The sequence below is a fragment of the Roseibium sp. genome, from assembly GCF_051016195.1.
Taxonomy (GTDB): Bacteria; Pseudomonadota; Alphaproteobacteria; order Rhizobiales; family Stappiaceae; genus Roseibium.
In genome coordinates this window covers 3,633,447-3,647,688 of sequence record NZ_CP134616.1, presented here as the reverse complement: position 1 = coordinate 3,647,688, position 14,242 = coordinate 3,633,447, and the positions used below count along the sequence as shown (strand labels likewise).

Here is a 14,242-nt window from a genome sequence, read left to right as displayed (position 1 = left end):
CAGAATATGGGCCGCCGCTACGCGATCTTGGATGTCTTTACAAACACACTGCTCGCCGGAAATCCGCTTGCAGTGGTTTTGGATAGCGAAGATCTGAGCGATGAGCAGATGCAGAAGATCGCTGGGGAATTCAACCTTTCCGAAACGGTCTTCGTGTTTCCGCCCGAGAACCCTGGCCAGACTGCCAACATGCGGATCTTCACTCCGAAAATGGAACTTCCGTTTGCGGGTCACCCGACCATCGGCACCGCCATTCTTCTGGCGAAGGAACGCTTTGGTGATGTCGATAGCGAGCAGGATGCGGTCGTTGTTCTGAAGCAGAAGATCGGGGCGGTGCGCTGCGCCGTCATCCTGAAACAAAATGCCGCCGGCTTCGCCGAGTTCGACGTGCCGAGCCTGCCCGAGCCCGCCGGACCGACCCACAACATCGAACTTATAGCCGCCGCGCTGGACCTCGAACCGACCGACATCGGTTTCGAAAACCATGCGCCTTCGCGGTTCCAGGTCGGGCCCCCGTTCAACTTTGTGCCGGTGCGCGATCTCGATGCCCTGTCACGCGCAAAACCGGTGACCGCGATGTGGAAGGCCGGTTTCGGCAACGAGGGCCACAGCCGCGCCTATATCTATTGCCGTGAAACCAGATCGCACGACAGCGCCTTTCACGCACGGCTGTTTGCTCCGGACATGGGCAGTCACGAAGACCCGGCAACGGGTGCCGCAGCGGCTGCCTTTGCCGGCGTCGTGAACTTTTATGACGGTCTCACGGAAGGCACCCACCATATCCGTATCGAACAGGGCTTTGAAATGGGGCGGCCATCCCTGATCGACCTGGAAATCGACATCGAGCACGGCGGCATGCACGCGGTTCGCATCGGCGGTCAGGCAACGCTCGTTGCCAGGGGTGAGTTGTTCGTCTGACGGCCGGTCAGTCCTTGTTTTCGCCGGCGGCGGCGCCGTCCTCCCCGGCCTTGGGTTGCGACCGCGCGTTCAGGATACCGGGCAGCACGACGGCGGCAACGATGAGCGCGCCGCCAATCAGGATGTCCGGGGTCATTTCTTCGCCAAGCGCCAGATAGGCAATCACGAAGGTGAAGACCACCGAAAGAACGGCGAGCAATGCTGCCGTTACCGTCGATACGGTCGCCATCGCCTCGTACCACAGATAGTACCCGAACGCCGTGGACAGCACGCCGAGCAAAACCACCAGGAACGCGTCCGTCGCGGTCGCTTCCAATGGATAAAGCAGCAGGCTGGGCGTCAACACGACAGCGCTCGGCAGAAGGATCTTCAACAGAACTTCCATGCGGTCCATGGTCGAGCGTGTCTGCTTGACCGCACGTGCGCTTCCAACAATGAATACGGCCCAGGAAATGCCGGCACCGAGCTCCCAGAAATCTCCGACGAGACTGCCACCCGCGCCGGCGTCGAAATCGTGCCGCACAGTCAGGTAGACGCCGGCAAGCGCCAGGCATGTCGCGAGAACATCGAACCATCGAACCCGTTCGACACCGGCGATGACCAGGAACAGCAGCACGAAGAACGGTGCCGTGTTTTCCAGAACCATCGCGTTCGTGGCGCTGGTCAGCTCAAGGCCGATATGAAAGGTGATGTAGTTCAGCGTGAACCCGGTGCTGGCAAGCAGCGTATGGCGGTCAAGCTGGAATAGGCCGAGGCGTCTGCCGGACAGCTTCAACATGACGAAGATCACGAAGCAGGCGATCCAGAGGCGGAAGACCGCGATCTGAAGTCCGTGAAGATCGCCCGTCAGATACCTGACGATCACGGAGTTGGCACCCATCAGGAAGGCGGCAACAAAGCCGAAGCTCAAGGCGATTGCATAAGGTCTCGTCATCAAGGCTCATGGTAGCGCCTGGGAAAGAACCCGGCAACGTCACCCCCTGCCCGCTCCTGAGACATCGCGGTCTTTACAGCCGGCTGGCGGCGACAGGTGCCCTGGCCGCCAGTCCGAGTGACCTTGAGGCTGACGAATCCTACTCCGCGGCCTCTGCCGGAGCCTTGGGTGCCGTCTTTTCCCACGCCGGTAGCGCTTCCATACGCTGCAGCCAGGCTAGCACCTTCGGAAACTCGAGCAGCGGAACCTGAGACTGCGGGTGAAGTGCCAGGGCCGAGTGACTGCCGACGGCAAAATCAGCGACCGTTGGCGTGTTACCCAGAATGAAGGTCCGATCAGCCAGATGATCTTCAAGAATGGTCACGAAACGGCGGAAATTCTCTTGTCCCGAAGCAACTTTTTCTTCATCCACAGGACCGAGACCGAACACCTGTTTGGCGACGGTTTCCCAGACGATTTCGCCGAGCGCCCGGTTGAAATGCTGCACCTCCCAGGACATCCAGCGCAGCACCTCGATGCGCATCGCATTGTCTGACGGACAGAATGCCTCCGCATTTTGCCGGTCAGACAGATAGATCATGATCGGATTGGCCTCCCACAGCTTGAGCTCACCATCCACCAGAACCGGCACTTTCACGTTCGGGTTGATGGCCCTGAATTCCTCGGTCTGATGCTCCCCTGCGAAGAGATTGAAGTTCCGGATTTCAGTTTCGCCGTCCAGCCCGAGATGATGGATCGCAGCCAGAACGCGGCGGCAATTGGGAGACAGGTCGGTCAAATAGAGTTCCATGATTTCAGCTCCTGTGCATGCCGGTTTCAGGGGTATCCCGCCCGGCCTTGTTGAGCACCTCACCTCAGGGCGACTTTACTCAACCATATAGTTGACTATAATGGAATTAGATGATAGTCAACCAAAAGGTTCACTTATGAGTGTGCAGCAAATGGCCCAACTGGACGCAACTTTTTCGGCACTGAGCGATGGGACACGGCGCGCGATCGTCGCCCGCCTTGCGAACGGCGAGACGACATTGTCGGATCTCGCAGCCCCTTTCGACATGTCACTGACGGCGGTGTCCAAACATCTCAGGGTTCTGTCCGATGCCGGCCTGGTCGACATCGAAAAACGGGGTCGCACCCGTCATTGCCGTTTGCGCGGCGCACCGATCAAGGAAGCCGTCGACTGGTTGAGCAAGTACGAATCCTTCTGGATCGACCGGTTCGATGCCCTCGCCCGTCACCTTGCCAAAGAGGAGAGCGACACATGAGCGTTCAGGAGATCGAAAACCAATTTCTCAAGTCGGAGCCGGGACAGGAACCCGTCATCGTGGAGGGTCTGTTTCGCGCTGCGCCGGCCCGCGTGTTCCGCGCCTTCACGGAACCCGACGAAGTGCAAAGCTGGTTCGTGCCGAAATCAGGCGGTCTGGTTTCGGTCGATATCGACCTCAAGGTGGGTGGCAAGTGGTGCTTTGTCATTGAGAGAACACAGGAAAAACAAATCCACTTCGAAGGCGAATACCTGGCCATAGAAGCACCGAACAGACTTGAGTTCAGTTGGCGACACGTTCAGGAATTCGCCGACGGAACGCGGGAGGCGACCGACAGTTCCCAGGTGGCGATCACGTTCACGGAGGCCGGCAAGGCAACCGAAGTGAAGCTTCGCCACGAGGCGATCAAGACCGAAGATGCCCGCCGCGGTGTCGGTGGTGGCTGGGACGGCTGCTTCAAGCGTCTTGCCGAAATCATTTCCGCTTAACACTTATTGCCGAGGAGAAGGACATGACCCGCCCGCAATTTGTCAGCCGCGAAGACTGGCTGCTTGCCCGCAAGGCGCTGCTCGAGAAAGAAAAGACCTTTACAAGGGAACGGGACGCGTTATCCGCCGCCCGCCGGGACTTGCCGCTGGTCCTGGTGGACAAGGAGTATGTCTTCGACACCGAGGACGGTCGGAGGTCGCTCGCAGAGCTGTTCGGACCGCACCCGCAGCTTGCCGTCTATCATTTCATGTTCGGTGAGAACTGGCAGGAGGGATGCCCGAGCTGCTCCTTCTGGGCCGACAACTACGACCGCCTCGACACGCACCTGGCTGCACGCGGCACGCGGCTGATCGCCGTCTCGAATGCGCCGCTGGAAACACTCCGGGCCTACAAGTCGCGCATGGGCTGGAGCTTTGACTGGGTCTCGACGGCGGGAAACGGCTTCGGGATCGACTTCGGCGTCACCTTCCCCGACAAGAAAGACCCGTCAGGCCGGGGCTACAATTACAGCGGCAACGACACGGTTCATTCCGAGGAACTGCCCGGTGTCAGCACCTTCCTGAAGCTCGACGATGGCCGTGTCGGCCACAGCTATTCCACCTATGGCCGCGGCCTGGACATTCTCAACATGGCCTACAATATTCTTGACCTGACCCCGATGGGACGGCAAGAAGACGACCTGCCCTACCCCCAGGCCTGGGTCCGCCGGCGGGATAGTTATGACGCCGGCGCTGAGGTGTGAAGCTCAAGCCCTCTAGTGCGGTGAATTTGAAGTTCGCATCATTGTTTCAGCAGACTCCGAAGCGAACTTCAAATTCATAAACCGCACTAGAAACATAGACTTGCTAGTCACCTTCTTGAATCTGAAGTTCGTTCGAAGACCGCTGCAAATGAGTCGAACTTCAGATTCAGGTGACTAGTGCGGTGAATTTGAAGTTCGCATCATTGCTTCTGCAGACTCCGAAGCGAACTTCAAATTCGTAAACCGCACTCGAAACATAGACTTGCTAGTCACCTTCTTGAATCTGAAGTTCGTTCGAAGACCGCTGCAAAATGAGTCGAACTTCAGATTCAGGTGACTAGGGTACGGACCCACAAAGCGTGCCGCGTTCAATCGCGGCCGCCGTTCCGTGTGAATACCGCCATCAGCCGGGCTGATCCCATCCAGCCCGGCAGAGAGAAACGAAACTCCGGCAACTGGCTTTGGAACAGAACGCGCTCGGGCTTCTTTCGGTGACGTTGTCGATGAGATTGCAATTCAGCTTTTTTTGAAACCAAAACGTCGAATAGTATTGAGCGATCCGTTGAGCTCTGGAATACTCTAAACATCAGCACTCATTCAGCTCAACGAAGAAACCGTCAATTTCAGTTTTTTTGAACTCGTATTATGAAAATTATTCTTTTGTTTCCGCCACTGCTACTTCTGGCATCCACTCAAATTCTTGCAGATGACATAAGCCACGATCTCCGGTGCCTGCGGGAGTACAACAGCTGGAACGATGTTGAAACGATCATGAACCGCGAAGCGCGGGGCTTCTGCTTTCATGCCAATTCGACCGATCTGCCGGAGCAGCCCGGCCTCCATGTCTTTGATCTGGGCACCGGGACGGGAGTCCTTTCCGTAGAATGTGAAATCGACGACTTGAAGGACATCGAACCAAGCTCAGATCGCTGCGTTCACGTATTCGCAGGCGATGGTTGGGGAGGTGTGAGAGGCAATCACGTCCTGATGCTCAAATCTTGCCGGATCGAAAGCACCCACCCCTGTGATCAATAGATCCTTGAGCACCGTTCCAATTGGCTCATGCGACGGCAAACCCCTCCCATCCGGAACGGGCGAGAGGGGAATCCGGCCGTGAAGCGCTCGCAATCACATGAAATGAATTCGGCTTCACGTCTTGTAATGTGCGCGAAAGGTTTCAGTGCCCGTTAAGCTTCCCCGGCCACTTTCTCCCGATCCAATGGTAAGGAATGGATAAAAGGAGAAGGTCATGGATGTTGGACCAGCAGGTGCAGTACCAGCAAGCACACAGGCACTGAAATCGGAAGCTTATACGTCAAACCCGACCGCACCGGGTCAAACCGAAACACCTGAAAGCAAGGCGCCTACGGCGTCCAGCACCCCGGCGGCACCCCCGCCAGGTCTCGGCGAAACCGTCGACATTCAGGCATAGCCGGTCACGCGGACACAGAAGCCGGTTCCGACGCTCCCGTGCACGTGTCGCGGGACGGGCCAAACAGAAAAGCCCGCCGGATCGGCGGGCTTTTTTTTCTGAGCCAATACTCGGGTTTGAGTGGCCTGAAATACCTTATCGCGCTCCGCGCAGGTACTTGTTGGCGTCTCGGAATGAACGATAAAGCTTCGATGGGAGCCAGCTGAGGCGCGACCGATTGTAGGTCAGGCCATCGCGGACAAGCAGGCAATGGGCTGTGTGTAAATTCATTTTATTCCTCCTTGTGTCCAACAATAGCGCACATAGTGCACCCAAGCAAGAAATTCAATGTTTGACGGTTAATGAAATTCATTAAATTTTATCAATGAGTCCGTCGAAGAAACTGTTACTCAGCGGAATACTGCCGGACTGGAGAGTCTATGACCGGCATTTTGGATCTGCGCATGTCGGGAGACCAACGCGGTCCGTTTTCCGCCCATCGCGCGCTTTCCGGCCGGCACGGACAAGCCCACCGGCTCATGAACGAAAACCTGCTGTTTCTTGATGGAGAAATCCGGTTTTGCCGCGGCAAAAGACGGTAGAACCAGAGACTGTCGCGCTAAAAAGGAAACGGCTTCGCTCCTGGAAGCGAAGCCACAATGCCTTGAGACTGCAGACTATTTTACGATGATGCTGAGCAGCTCCGGATTGCGCACGAGATTTCGCACACCGTGAGCATATTCTTCGTTGAAGATGTTGCCGCTCAGCCAGTAGTCCACGGACGCGATCGAGACTTTTGCGACTTTCGGTCTGACGCTCCAGGTCACGTGGAAGGGAGACCCCTTTTCGTTGTATCCCGGTCCCGTCGTTGATCCGGCATATTGCACGGGCGCGCCTGTGTCGGACGGAATGTTCGGCGCCTGATGAAAACCGCCAACGAGATCCACCTGGGTGAGCTTGACGAAGTCGAGCGCCTCATCATCATTCACCAGGACATAAACCTGCGCCTCGACACGCAGCTGGGGGTTGTTGATCGCCTCACTCAGACAGGAACCGAGTGTCGGGCCCGGATCGACCTTCGCGGTCGTGAAGACATAGTGAACCTCGATCGTGTCGCCCGGCTCAAGGTCGCCGTGGTCGCTGGAGCCGACCTTGTAGTCAAGCGGAGCGAGTTCGGCATCGGTCAGAGCGCCGTTGTATTTGTATCCCGTTCCGTAGCCATGCCCGTCGCCATTGCCGGCATATGTCGTGAATTCACCGCCGCGGTGTTCCGCACTTTCGTGAAAGTGGATGTTGCAGAGGTTCATTCGCACCCGCGGAGGCGCTGCACCAAACAAGCGCGAATTGGCCCCGTGAACGGAGCCGATGTCACGTGGCGACTGGGGCCCGAACCCGGCACCGCTGGTTTGTTTTGCCAGTACCTGCCGCTGATGCGCGACGACTTCGTTCGGAGCTGCCGCACTGCCGCCTTCAGAAGCCGGTGCATTGTCGGTGATGGCGCACGCGCAAACAAGTGCCGCCGCCGTGGCGTGGGAAAGTTTCATAAGGACACCTTTCAATGTCCCCCACACGAAATCTGTTATAAATGCCAGTGACGAAAATTCCAATTCCTAAGTTGCTGAACCACACATGAAATGCAGACTGCAGCCTCCAGAATCCTTAAACGTCTTGCAACCCGGCCCGTCCTGCCGTAAGAACGATCCCGTTAACCACCTGCTCACGCTTTTCCGTCAGGCTGGGTGGCTGAAACGCTGTAATGACCGAAGGCCCTGTTAAGACCCATGATCGCGACACGCGACATCAACGGTTCTAGCTACGACGCGCTGATTGAGCGCGGCGGCCTCATTCTACTTGGCGATCTCCTCCTTCTTAGATGCCCCTGAGCGTCGGCTGATCCGTGTTTTGAACGAGCGGAACGGACACTTAGGGGAGAGACTTGAAAACACCTTACGAATTCCGGATCGCGCCGCGTTGACATCAGCCTGAATTCCCTAGAACCGCCGATCCAAGCCAGGGACGAAACGACATGACTGCCACCCAAGAGACGGACCATATCCGCATCTTCGACACCACCTTGCGCGACGGCGAGCAGTCGCCCGGCGCCTCCATGACGCTGGAAGAGAAGCTGCAGATAGCCGAGATCCTCGACGACATGGGCGTGGACATCATCGAAGCCGGGTTTCCGATCGCCTCCAACGGCGATTTTGAAGCCGTCAGCGAAATCGCCAAGCGGTCGAAGAACTCTGTTGTCGCCGGCCTCGCCCGTGCCATTCACGCCGATATCGACCGGTGCGGTGAAGCCGTCAAGCACGCCGCCAAGGGCCGCATCCACACCTTCGTATCCACCTCGCCTATCCATCTGAAGTTCCAGATGAACAAGTCGCAGGACGAAGTGATGGACATCATCACGGACACGGTGACCCGGTCCCGCAATCTGATTGATGATGTCGAGTGGTCCGCCATGGACGCCACCCGGACACCGATCGACTACCTGTGCCGCTGCGTGGAAGCTGCGATCAGGTGCGGCGCGACCACGATCAATCTGCCGGACACGGTCGGTTACGCCACCCCGGAAGAATACAAGGCCATGTTCGTCGAGATCCGCGAGCGGGTTCCCAACAGCGATCAGGCTGTTTTCTCCGTTCACTGCCACGATGATCTGGGCTTGGCGGTTGCCAATTCGCTGGCCGGTGTCGCGGGCGGTGCCCGTCAGATCGAATGCACCATCAACGGATTGGGTGAGCGCGCCGGCAATGCGGCCCTGGAAGAGATCGTCATGGCCATCCGCACGCGCGGCGACGTCCTGCAATACACGACCCAGATCGACCCGCAATTCATGGTGCGCGCGTCGAAGATGGTCGCCGGTGCATCCGGCTTCGCCGTTCAGTACAACAAGGCGATCGTCGGCAAGAACGCGTTTGCCCATGAAAGCGGCATTCACCAGGACGGCATGCTGAAAAACGCCGAAACCTACGAGATCATGCGGCCTGAAGATGTCGGCGTCAAAGCGACCTCGCTGGTCATGGGCAAGCATTCAGGCCGCCACGCCTTCCGCGACAAGCTGCGCGAATTGGGCTTCGAACTGGGCGACAATGCCTTGCAGGACGCGTTCCGCCGCTTCAAGGATCTCGCCGACCGCAAGAAACATGTCTATGACGAAGACATCGAAGCGCTGGTCGAGGACGAAATCAACATCCTGGGCGAAAGCACAAAGGTCATTGCCCTGACGGTCATCGCCGGAACCGGCGGTCCGCAGAAGGCGATCCTGACCATGGATGTGAACGGTCAGCACATCACCAAGGAAGCGACCGGAGACGGCCCCGTGGATGCGACGTTCAACGCAATCAAGGCAATCGTGCCCCACGAGGCAACCCTGTCGCTCTACCAGGTGCATGCGGTCACCGAAGGAACCGACGCGCAGGCGGAAGTGTCGGTGCGGCTGGAAGCCGAAGGCCGGATCGCGACCGGCAAGGGCGCGGATACCGACACGCTGGTCGCGTCCGCGCGTGCCTATGTCTCCGCCATGAACAAGCTGGCCCTGCGCCAGCAGACCGGCAACCCCGGTGCATTACAGGCGGTTTGAGGATTGCCTTGAAACGATTTCGCAATTGACTGAATGAAAACGCCCCGGGCTCGCCCCCGGGGCGTTCTTTCTTTCGGCAGGATTCCAGGTCCGCACCCGATCCGGTCAGATCAAATCGCTCCGTTCGATCCGGTAGAAGGCGCAAGGGACGCCGTGCTTTTCCCGGTCGAACCAGTGTTTGAAACCGGTCTTTCTCATAACGTGTTGCGACGCGTTGTGTTCTGCATGCGCATAAGCGATCAGGAAAGTGTTATCCGTTGTTTCGAAAAACCATCGGGTCAGCGCTTCTGCAATCTCCGAGGCGTAGCCCTTGCCCCAGGCAGTGCGTTTCAGGCTGTAGGCAAGCTCATAACCGTCAGGATCAGTCATCCAGTCTATGCCGGCACGACCGATATAGTCGCCCCCATGTGTGGTCAGCTTGCAGCGGCCAAACCCTGAACCGTCATTGCGTTCGATGAACTCAAGCAGCCTGACTTTCACCTCGTCGGCGGTCATCGGCCTGGGACCGGGTGAGTGATAGCGGTTCACTTCCGGATCGGAGTGTTGCTCCAGCAGAAACGGAAAATCCGTTTCCTCGAATGGCTCGAGCCGGAGGCGTTTTGTTTCTAGGATTGTATCTGACAAGGCAACCGGCCCCGAAGGAGGGAGAGCGCACGCGGAAACAGTGCGATGTGGCGGATGCAAGCCGCGGGATTGAGGCTCGCAGGCTTTCTAGGACCCTTCAGGCGCTCATGAGGTAGGATTGCATCGACGGACTGAAGAGCTGGAACACGTCAGCCTGCATGCCTTCGATCTTCTTGCTTTCGCGGTGGCTGAAGCCGGCATTCTGCACCACGGCGCGCATGCTTCTGTTGTCGGTCCGCACGACTGCCACGAGATGCGAAAAATAGGTGTTTTCGAAAAACCAGCCGGTCAGCGCAAGGCAAAGCCGCTTGGCCAGGGTGTCGTCCTGATCGAGAATTTCATTGGATAGGCAGTAGTTCAGGCTGATTTCCGAGGTTTCACTGAGCGGCGTGAAGCCTGCCCATCCGAGAAATCGCCCGTCTTCCGCAACCGCTTTCCACTTGGCAAACCCGAGTTCGGCCTGGTTCTGAAGGGCGGAACGGACAAGCTCGGCGGCATCAGCGGAAATGGAACCTGTCGAGAATTCCGTATATCGATTTCCAAATGGGTCGGAGCGAAGGTTTTTGACGAGATTAATATCGGACGGGGAGAAGGGAACAAGCCGCACTGAGCCGCATTCGAGAATAATCGTCTGCACCATGGTCCTCCTCTGAAATCAGATCTTGTCAGGCGGTGTCCTGCCAAGGTCAAGAAACATCCGGAAACGGATGCCGGACGCCTAACCCTGAATTGTGCCAACTCGAAGGCATACAAAAGTATAATGTCAAAAAAGGCAAAAATATATGCGTATTACCAACAGGTTACCTTAAAACACCATGCTGCAGCGCACCGCCTTTAAGTTGACTAAGTTAAATTATAGCTGCGCAACGATCTCATCTGCTCCGATTCCCTCCGATGGATCAATCCGTTGCCAGTGCGGCATTTGATTGCGGAACCAGGTCTCCTGACGTTTCGCGTACTGCCGCGTCGCAACAGTGAGCCTGTGGACGGTCTCTTCATAACCCGTCTCACCGGACAGGAATTCGCGAATCTCGGCGACACCGATCGCCCTCATGGCAGGCAATTCCGAAGATAGTCCTTTGTCCAGCAGCGCTCTGACTTCGCCGATTCCCGCTTCGCCGAGCATGAGGCGGGCACGCTGCTCGATCCGCGCATGCAGCCAGTGACGCGGTGGTGCCAGTACGATCCGGATCGTCTCGTCTGCGGAAAGGAACGGAGCTGTCTGTGCCGAGGCCTGCCAGAATCTCAACGGTTTTCCGGTCGCGACAATCACTTCAAGCGCCCTGGAAAGGCGTTGAGGGTCATTGAGAGCCACCGAGGCCTCCGCGTCCCCTTCCCGTGCCAGCGCGGCACGTAACCCATCCACTCCCTCGCGGTCGCTCAGATCACGTGCAGCCTGACGAACGTCATCGGGTATTTCCGGCATGTCGGCGAAACCGTCGGTCAGTCCCTTGAAATAGAGCCCGGTTCCGCCGACAACGACGGGCGCCCTGCCGTCCGCCCGCAATCCGGCAATCTCAGAGGAAGCGCGCCGCAGCCAGGCGCCGGTCGAGAAAGCGGTGGACGCCGGCAGGATCCCGTAGAGCCGATGCGGCACCAGCTCTTCTTCTTCCGCGCTCGGACGGGCACTGACAATTCGCAGATCCTCGTAAAGCTGCATGGAATCCGCATTTACAATCACGCCATTGCATTCTGCAGCGACTTTGAGAGCGAAAGCGGACTTGCCGCTTGCGGTCGGTCCCGCTATCAGGATGACGCGGCCGTTGTCAGGCTGTTTGCTCTTGCGTTCCAAGGATGCGTCCATGTCTTTTGTTGCCACTTTGGTGTCTACCCCGACGTCTCCGGCCGTCGATCAGGATCTTGTCGACCGGGTCACGCAGGCCCTGGGACAAGAGTCTGCCGCAAAGATCCTGAGCCCTGGAGTTGCTGCCGACGTTCGAATTGAGGGCTCTGACGAAACCGCTGCAGCAACTGCGTCGCGCATTCGCGATATCATCGGCGCGGCACCGGTCGACGTCTTTGTGCAACCTGAGAAGGGTCGCCGCAAGCGCCTTTTGATCGCCGACATGGATTCCACCATGATCCGCCAGGAATGCATTGACGAACTGGCAGCCGAACTAGGGCTCAAAGAAAAGATATCCGACATCACCGAGCGCGCCATGCGCGGTGACATCGAATTCGAACCTGCCTTGCGGGAGAGAGTTGGCCTGCTCGCAGGACTCCCGGTCTCTGCGATTGGTACGGTGCTCAGCAACCGGATTGTGTTGATGCCCGGCGGCCGGACGCTGGTTCAGACCATGAAGGCGAACGGTGCCTATTGTGCACTTGTTTCAGGCGGCTTCACGCATTTCACAAAGTCCGTATCTGCCATGATCGGTTTCGACGAGAACCGGGCGAATACGCTTCTGGAGCAAGACGGCAAGCTGACCGGCAAGGTCGCAGAACCCATTCTCGGTCGCGACGCCAAGCGCGAACGCCTGGAAGAGTTGGTTGCCGAACGGGCTCTCGATTTCAGTGAGACACTGGCGGTCGGAGACGGCGCAAATGATCTTGCAATGATCGAACGCGCTGGTGCCGGCGTTGCCTACCGCGCCAAGCTGGCCGTCGCGGAAGTTGCAGACTTCCGGATCGACCACGGCGATTTGACAGCTCTCTTGTACTTGCAGGGTTACTCGGAAAAGGATTTTGTCCTGAGCTGATCGGCTGCGAGAGCCTAAAACATAAAGGGCGCCATATCGGGCGCCCTTTGTTTTTGCGGAGTTTGCTCCGGATCTATTCGTCTTCGATCCTGACCGGAACGAACCGGACATCACCGGTCGGATTTGACAGAAGCAGCAGAGCAGAACGGCGTCCGTCATCTTTCAGCTTGTCGATTTCCGATGCCACCTCGGCTGGTGTTTCCACCGGCTCCTGGGCAACTTCCTTGATCACGTCACCGGCGGTGATCCGCTTTTCTGCAGCAGACGTGTCCGGCAGAACCTCGGTCACCACAACACCGGTCACGTCGGCATCGATAGAGAACTGCTCGCGCAACTCATCGTCCAGTTCCGCCAGCATCATTCCGAGAACTTCGCTTTTCGCGACGGGTTCCTCGGCCGGTTCTTCGTCTTCGGTAACACTCGCCTCTGTCGGTGTGCTTTCTTCCAGACGTTCAAGGACAACGCTTATGGTGACTTCCTCACCCTTGCGCAGAACGACAACCTCGACTTCCTTGCCAATGGCGGTTTCGGCGACCATGCGCGGCAATTCGCGCATTTCCTCAACTTCATTGCCATCGAACTTGATGATGACGTCCCCGGCTTCGATCTTAGCTTTCGCTGCAGGGCCGTTTTCGGTGACACCGGCCACCAGCGCGCCCATCGCCTCGTTCATGGCAAGGCTCTCGGCGATCTCGTCGGTGACTTCCTGAATGCGGACACCCAGCCAGCCGCGCCGGGTTTCACCGAATTCGCGCAACTGATCGATAACGCGCATGGCGGTTTTTGCCGGAATGGCGAAGCCGATGCCGATCGAGCCGCCGGACGGCGAAATGATCGCCGTGTTGATGCCGATCACGTTGCCCTGCATGTCAAACAGCGGACCGCCCGAATTGCCCCGGTTGATCGACGCATCGGTCTGGATGAAATTGTCATACGGGCCGGAATTGATGTCGCGATTGCGGGCAGAAACGATCCCGACCGTGACCGTGCCGCCGAGGCCGAACGGATTGCCGATCGCCATCACCCAGTCACCGACACGGATCGTTTCGGAATTACCGAAATCGACTGCCTTCAGCGGAGTTTCCGGCTCGACCTTGAGAACGGCCAGGTCGGTTTTCTCATCTGTGCCGATGATCTCTGCACGGAGCGCGGTACCGTCGTTGAAATTGGCGGTGATCTCGTCGGCACCTTCAATCACGTGATTGTTGGTGATGATGATGCCTTCGGTTCCGTCAATGACGAAACCCGAGCCCAGCGACTGAACGCGGCGCGGAGCCTGTTCGTTGTCCCGGTTCTGGCGATTGAAAAATTCCTCGAAGAACTCCTGGAACGGAGATCCGTCGGGCACCTGGGGCATCGGGACCGACCTGCGCCCCTGTACGGTCTGGGCGGTCGAGATGTTGACGACCGCATCCGCCAGGTTTTCCGCGAGGTCGGCGACCGACACCGGACCCTGCGCCTGCGCGATCTGGACCGGTTGAAATGCGACCATTCCGCCAAGCACGAGCCCCGCCGCGGCAAACGCGATCCGGGACATGCGACGGCGAACAAAATTTGGAGCCATAGGGCTTTCTCCT

16 protein-coding genes are annotated in these 14,242 nt (G+C 58.0%); 9 read left to right on the top strand and 7 right to left on the bottom strand.

Annotated elements, in window-relative coordinates; translation table 11 throughout:
- The first annotated feature begins 6 nt into the window (after positions 1 to 6).
- On the top strand, positions 7 to 918 hold the full coding sequence (locus tag RDA78_RS16625) for a PhzF family phenazine biosynthesis protein (protein WP_434050933.1): 912 nt from the start codon (positions 7 to 9) through the stop codon (positions 916 to 918).
- 7 nt (positions 919 to 925) lie between these two features.
- Here the strand turns inward: RDA78_RS16625 and RDA78_RS16620 are convergent, their stop codons facing one another.
- Together RDA78_RS16620 and RDA78_RS16615 are read right to left on the bottom strand one after the other, a co-directional pair.
- Positions 926 to 1,852, bottom strand: a complete 927-nt coding sequence (locus tag RDA78_RS16620; protein ID WP_434050932.1) for a DMT family transporter — start codon at positions 1,850 to 1,852, stop codon at positions 926 to 928.
- A 139-nt stretch (positions 1,853 to 1,991) separates the two neighbouring features.
- Complete coding sequence (locus RDA78_RS16615) at positions 1,992 to 2,642, bottom strand: glutathione S-transferase family protein (RefSeq protein ID WP_434050931.1); 651 nt, start codon at positions 2,640 to 2,642, stop codon at positions 1,992 to 1,994.
- A gap of 151 nt (positions 2,643 to 2,793) precedes the next feature.
- Between RDA78_RS16615 and RDA78_RS16610 the strand changes: the two genes are divergently transcribed.
- The 6 genes from RDA78_RS16610 (at position 2,794) to RDA78_RS16585 (ending at position 6,361) form a co-directional block, all read left to right on the top strand.
- Positions 2,794 to 3,117, top strand: a complete 324-nt coding sequence (locus RDA78_RS16610) for an ArsR/SmtB family transcription factor (RefSeq protein WP_434056164.1) — start codon at positions 2,794 to 2,796, stop codon at positions 3,115 to 3,117.
- A complete protein-coding gene (locus RDA78_RS16605) occupies positions 3,114 to 3,605 on the top strand; it encodes an SRPBCC family protein (protein ID WP_434050930.1) in 492 nt (163 codons plus the stop codon). The genes RDA78_RS16610 and RDA78_RS16605 overlap by 4 nt, the downstream gene beginning before the upstream one ends.
- A gap of 23 nt (positions 3,606 to 3,628) precedes the next feature.
- Positions 3,629 to 4,348 carry a DUF899 domain-containing protein gene (locus RDA78_RS16600; RefSeq protein ID WP_434050929.1) on the top strand — a complete coding sequence of 240 codons (720 nt, stop codon included), beginning with the start codon at positions 3,629 to 3,631 and terminating at the stop codon, positions 4,346 to 4,348.
- A gap of 645 nt (positions 4,349 to 4,993) precedes the next feature.
- On the top strand, positions 4,994 to 5,383 hold the full coding sequence (locus RDA78_RS16595; protein ID WP_434050928.1) for a hypothetical protein: 390 nt from the start codon (positions 4,994 to 4,996) through the stop codon (positions 5,381 to 5,383).
- Positions 5,384 to 5,597: 214 nt separating this feature from the next.
- Positions 5,598 to 5,780: a hypothetical protein gene (locus RDA78_RS16590; RefSeq protein ID WP_434050927.1), complete on the top strand. Its 183-nt coding sequence runs from the start codon at positions 5,598 to 5,600 to the stop codon at positions 5,778 to 5,780.
- Between the two features lie 419 nt (positions 5,781 to 6,199).
- Complete coding sequence (locus tag RDA78_RS16585) at positions 6,200 to 6,361, top strand: hypothetical protein (protein WP_434050926.1); 162 nt, start codon at positions 6,200 to 6,202, stop codon at positions 6,359 to 6,361.
- A gap of 75 nt (positions 6,362 to 6,436) precedes the next feature.
- Here the strand turns inward: RDA78_RS16585 and RDA78_RS16580 are convergent, their stop codons facing one another.
- Complete coding sequence (locus RDA78_RS16580) at positions 6,437 to 7,303, bottom strand: delta-class carbonic anhydrase (protein WP_434050925.1); 867 nt, start codon at positions 7,301 to 7,303, stop codon at positions 6,437 to 6,439.
- 482 nt (positions 7,304 to 7,785) lie between these two features.
- Here RDA78_RS16580 and RDA78_RS16575 point away from each other — a divergent pair, with 482 nt between their 5' ends.
- The gene (locus tag RDA78_RS16575; RefSeq protein WP_434050924.1) at positions 7,786 to 9,342 is read left to right on the top strand and encodes a 2-isopropylmalate synthase; all 1,557 of its coding nucleotides are present in this window, start codon (positions 7,786 to 7,788) and stop codon (positions 9,340 to 9,342) included.
- Positions 9,343 to 9,447: 105 nt separating this feature from the next.
- On the opposite strand, the gene RDA78_RS16570 is transcribed toward RDA78_RS16575, so the two are convergent.
- The 3 genes from RDA78_RS16570 to miaA form a co-directional block, all read right to left on the bottom strand.
- Positions 9,448 to 9,966: a GNAT family N-acetyltransferase gene (locus RDA78_RS16570; RefSeq protein WP_434050923.1), complete on the bottom strand. Its 519-nt coding sequence runs from the start codon at positions 9,964 to 9,966 to the stop codon at positions 9,448 to 9,450.
- Positions 9,967 to 10,063: 97 nt separating this feature from the next.
- Positions 10,064 to 10,606 carry a GNAT family N-acetyltransferase gene (locus tag RDA78_RS16565; protein ID WP_434050922.1) on the bottom strand — a complete coding sequence of 181 codons (543 nt, stop codon included), beginning with the start codon at positions 10,604 to 10,606 and terminating at the stop codon, positions 10,064 to 10,066.
- A 213-nt stretch (positions 10,607 to 10,819) separates the two neighbouring features.
- A complete protein-coding gene (gene miaA, locus RDA78_RS16560) occupies positions 10,820 to 11,770 on the bottom strand; it encodes a tRNA (adenosine(37)-N6)-dimethylallyltransferase MiaA (RefSeq protein ID WP_434050921.1) in 951 nt (316 codons plus the stop codon).
- Here miaA and serB point away from each other — a divergent pair.
- Positions 11,769 to 12,665 (top strand): phosphoserine phosphatase SerB, encoded by an 897-nt coding sequence (gene serB, locus RDA78_RS16555; protein ID WP_434050920.1) that lies wholly within the window; start codon positions 11,769 to 11,771, stop codon positions 12,663 to 12,665. The two genes, miaA and serB, sit on opposite strands and share 2 nt — an antisense overlap.
- Positions 12,666 to 12,738: 73 nt before the next feature.
- Here serB and RDA78_RS16550 read toward each other — a convergent pair whose 3' ends face one another.
- Positions 12,739 to 14,229: a DegQ family serine endoprotease gene (locus tag RDA78_RS16550; protein WP_434050919.1), complete on the bottom strand. Its 1,491-nt coding sequence runs from the start codon at positions 14,227 to 14,229 to the stop codon at positions 12,739 to 12,741.
- Positions 14,230 to 14,242: the final 13 nt, after the last annotated feature.

Coding starts and splice junctions, on each gene's coding strand:
- RDA78_RS16625 (WP_434050933.1), top strand. CDS start 7: ATGGGCCGCCGCTACGCGATCTTGGATGTCTTTACAAACACACTGCTC.
- RDA78_RS16620 (WP_434050932.1), bottom strand. CDS start 1,852: ATGACGAGACCTTATGCAATCGCCTTGAGCTTCGGCTTTGTTGCCGCC.
- RDA78_RS16615 (WP_434050931.1), bottom strand. CDS start 2,642: ATGGAACTCTATTTGACCGACCTGTCTCCCAATTGCCGCCGCGTTCTG.
- RDA78_RS16610 (WP_434056164.1), top strand. CDS start 2,794: ATGGCCCAACTGGACGCAACTTTTTCGGCACTGAGCGATGGGACACGG.
- RDA78_RS16605 (WP_434050930.1), top strand. CDS start 3,114: ATGAGCGTTCAGGAGATCGAAAACCAATTTCTCAAGTCGGAGCCGGGA.
- RDA78_RS16600 (WP_434050929.1), top strand. CDS start 3,629: ATGACCCGCCCGCAATTTGTCAGCCGCGAAGACTGGCTGCTTGCCCGC.
- RDA78_RS16595 (WP_434050928.1), top strand. CDS start 4,994: ATGAAAATTATTCTTTTGTTTCCGCCACTGCTACTTCTGGCATCCACT.
- RDA78_RS16590 (WP_434050927.1), top strand. CDS start 5,598: ATGGATGTTGGACCAGCAGGTGCAGTACCAGCAAGCACACAGGCACTG.
- RDA78_RS16585 (WP_434050926.1), top strand. CDS start 6,200: ATGACCGGCATTTTGGATCTGCGCATGTCGGGAGACCAACGCGGTCCG.
- RDA78_RS16580 (WP_434050925.1), bottom strand. CDS start 7,303: ATGAAACTTTCCCACGCCACGGCGGCGGCACTTGTTTGCGCGTGCGCC.
- RDA78_RS16575 (WP_434050924.1), top strand. CDS start 7,786: ATGACTGCCACCCAAGAGACGGACCATATCCGCATCTTCGACACCACC.
- RDA78_RS16565 (WP_434050922.1), bottom strand. CDS start 10,606: ATGGTGCAGACGATTATTCTCGAATGCGGCTCAGTGCGGCTTGTTCCC.
- serB (WP_434050920.1), top strand. CDS start 11,769: ATGTCTTTTGTTGCCACTTTGGTGTCTACCCCGACGTCTCCGGCCGTC.
- miaA (WP_434050921.1), bottom strand. CDS start 11,770: ATGGACGCATCCTTGGAACGCAAGAGCAAACAGCCTGACAACGGCCGC.
- RDA78_RS16550 (WP_434050919.1), bottom strand. CDS start 14,229: ATGGCTCCAAATTTTGTTCGCCGTCGCATGTCCCGGATCGCGTTTGCC.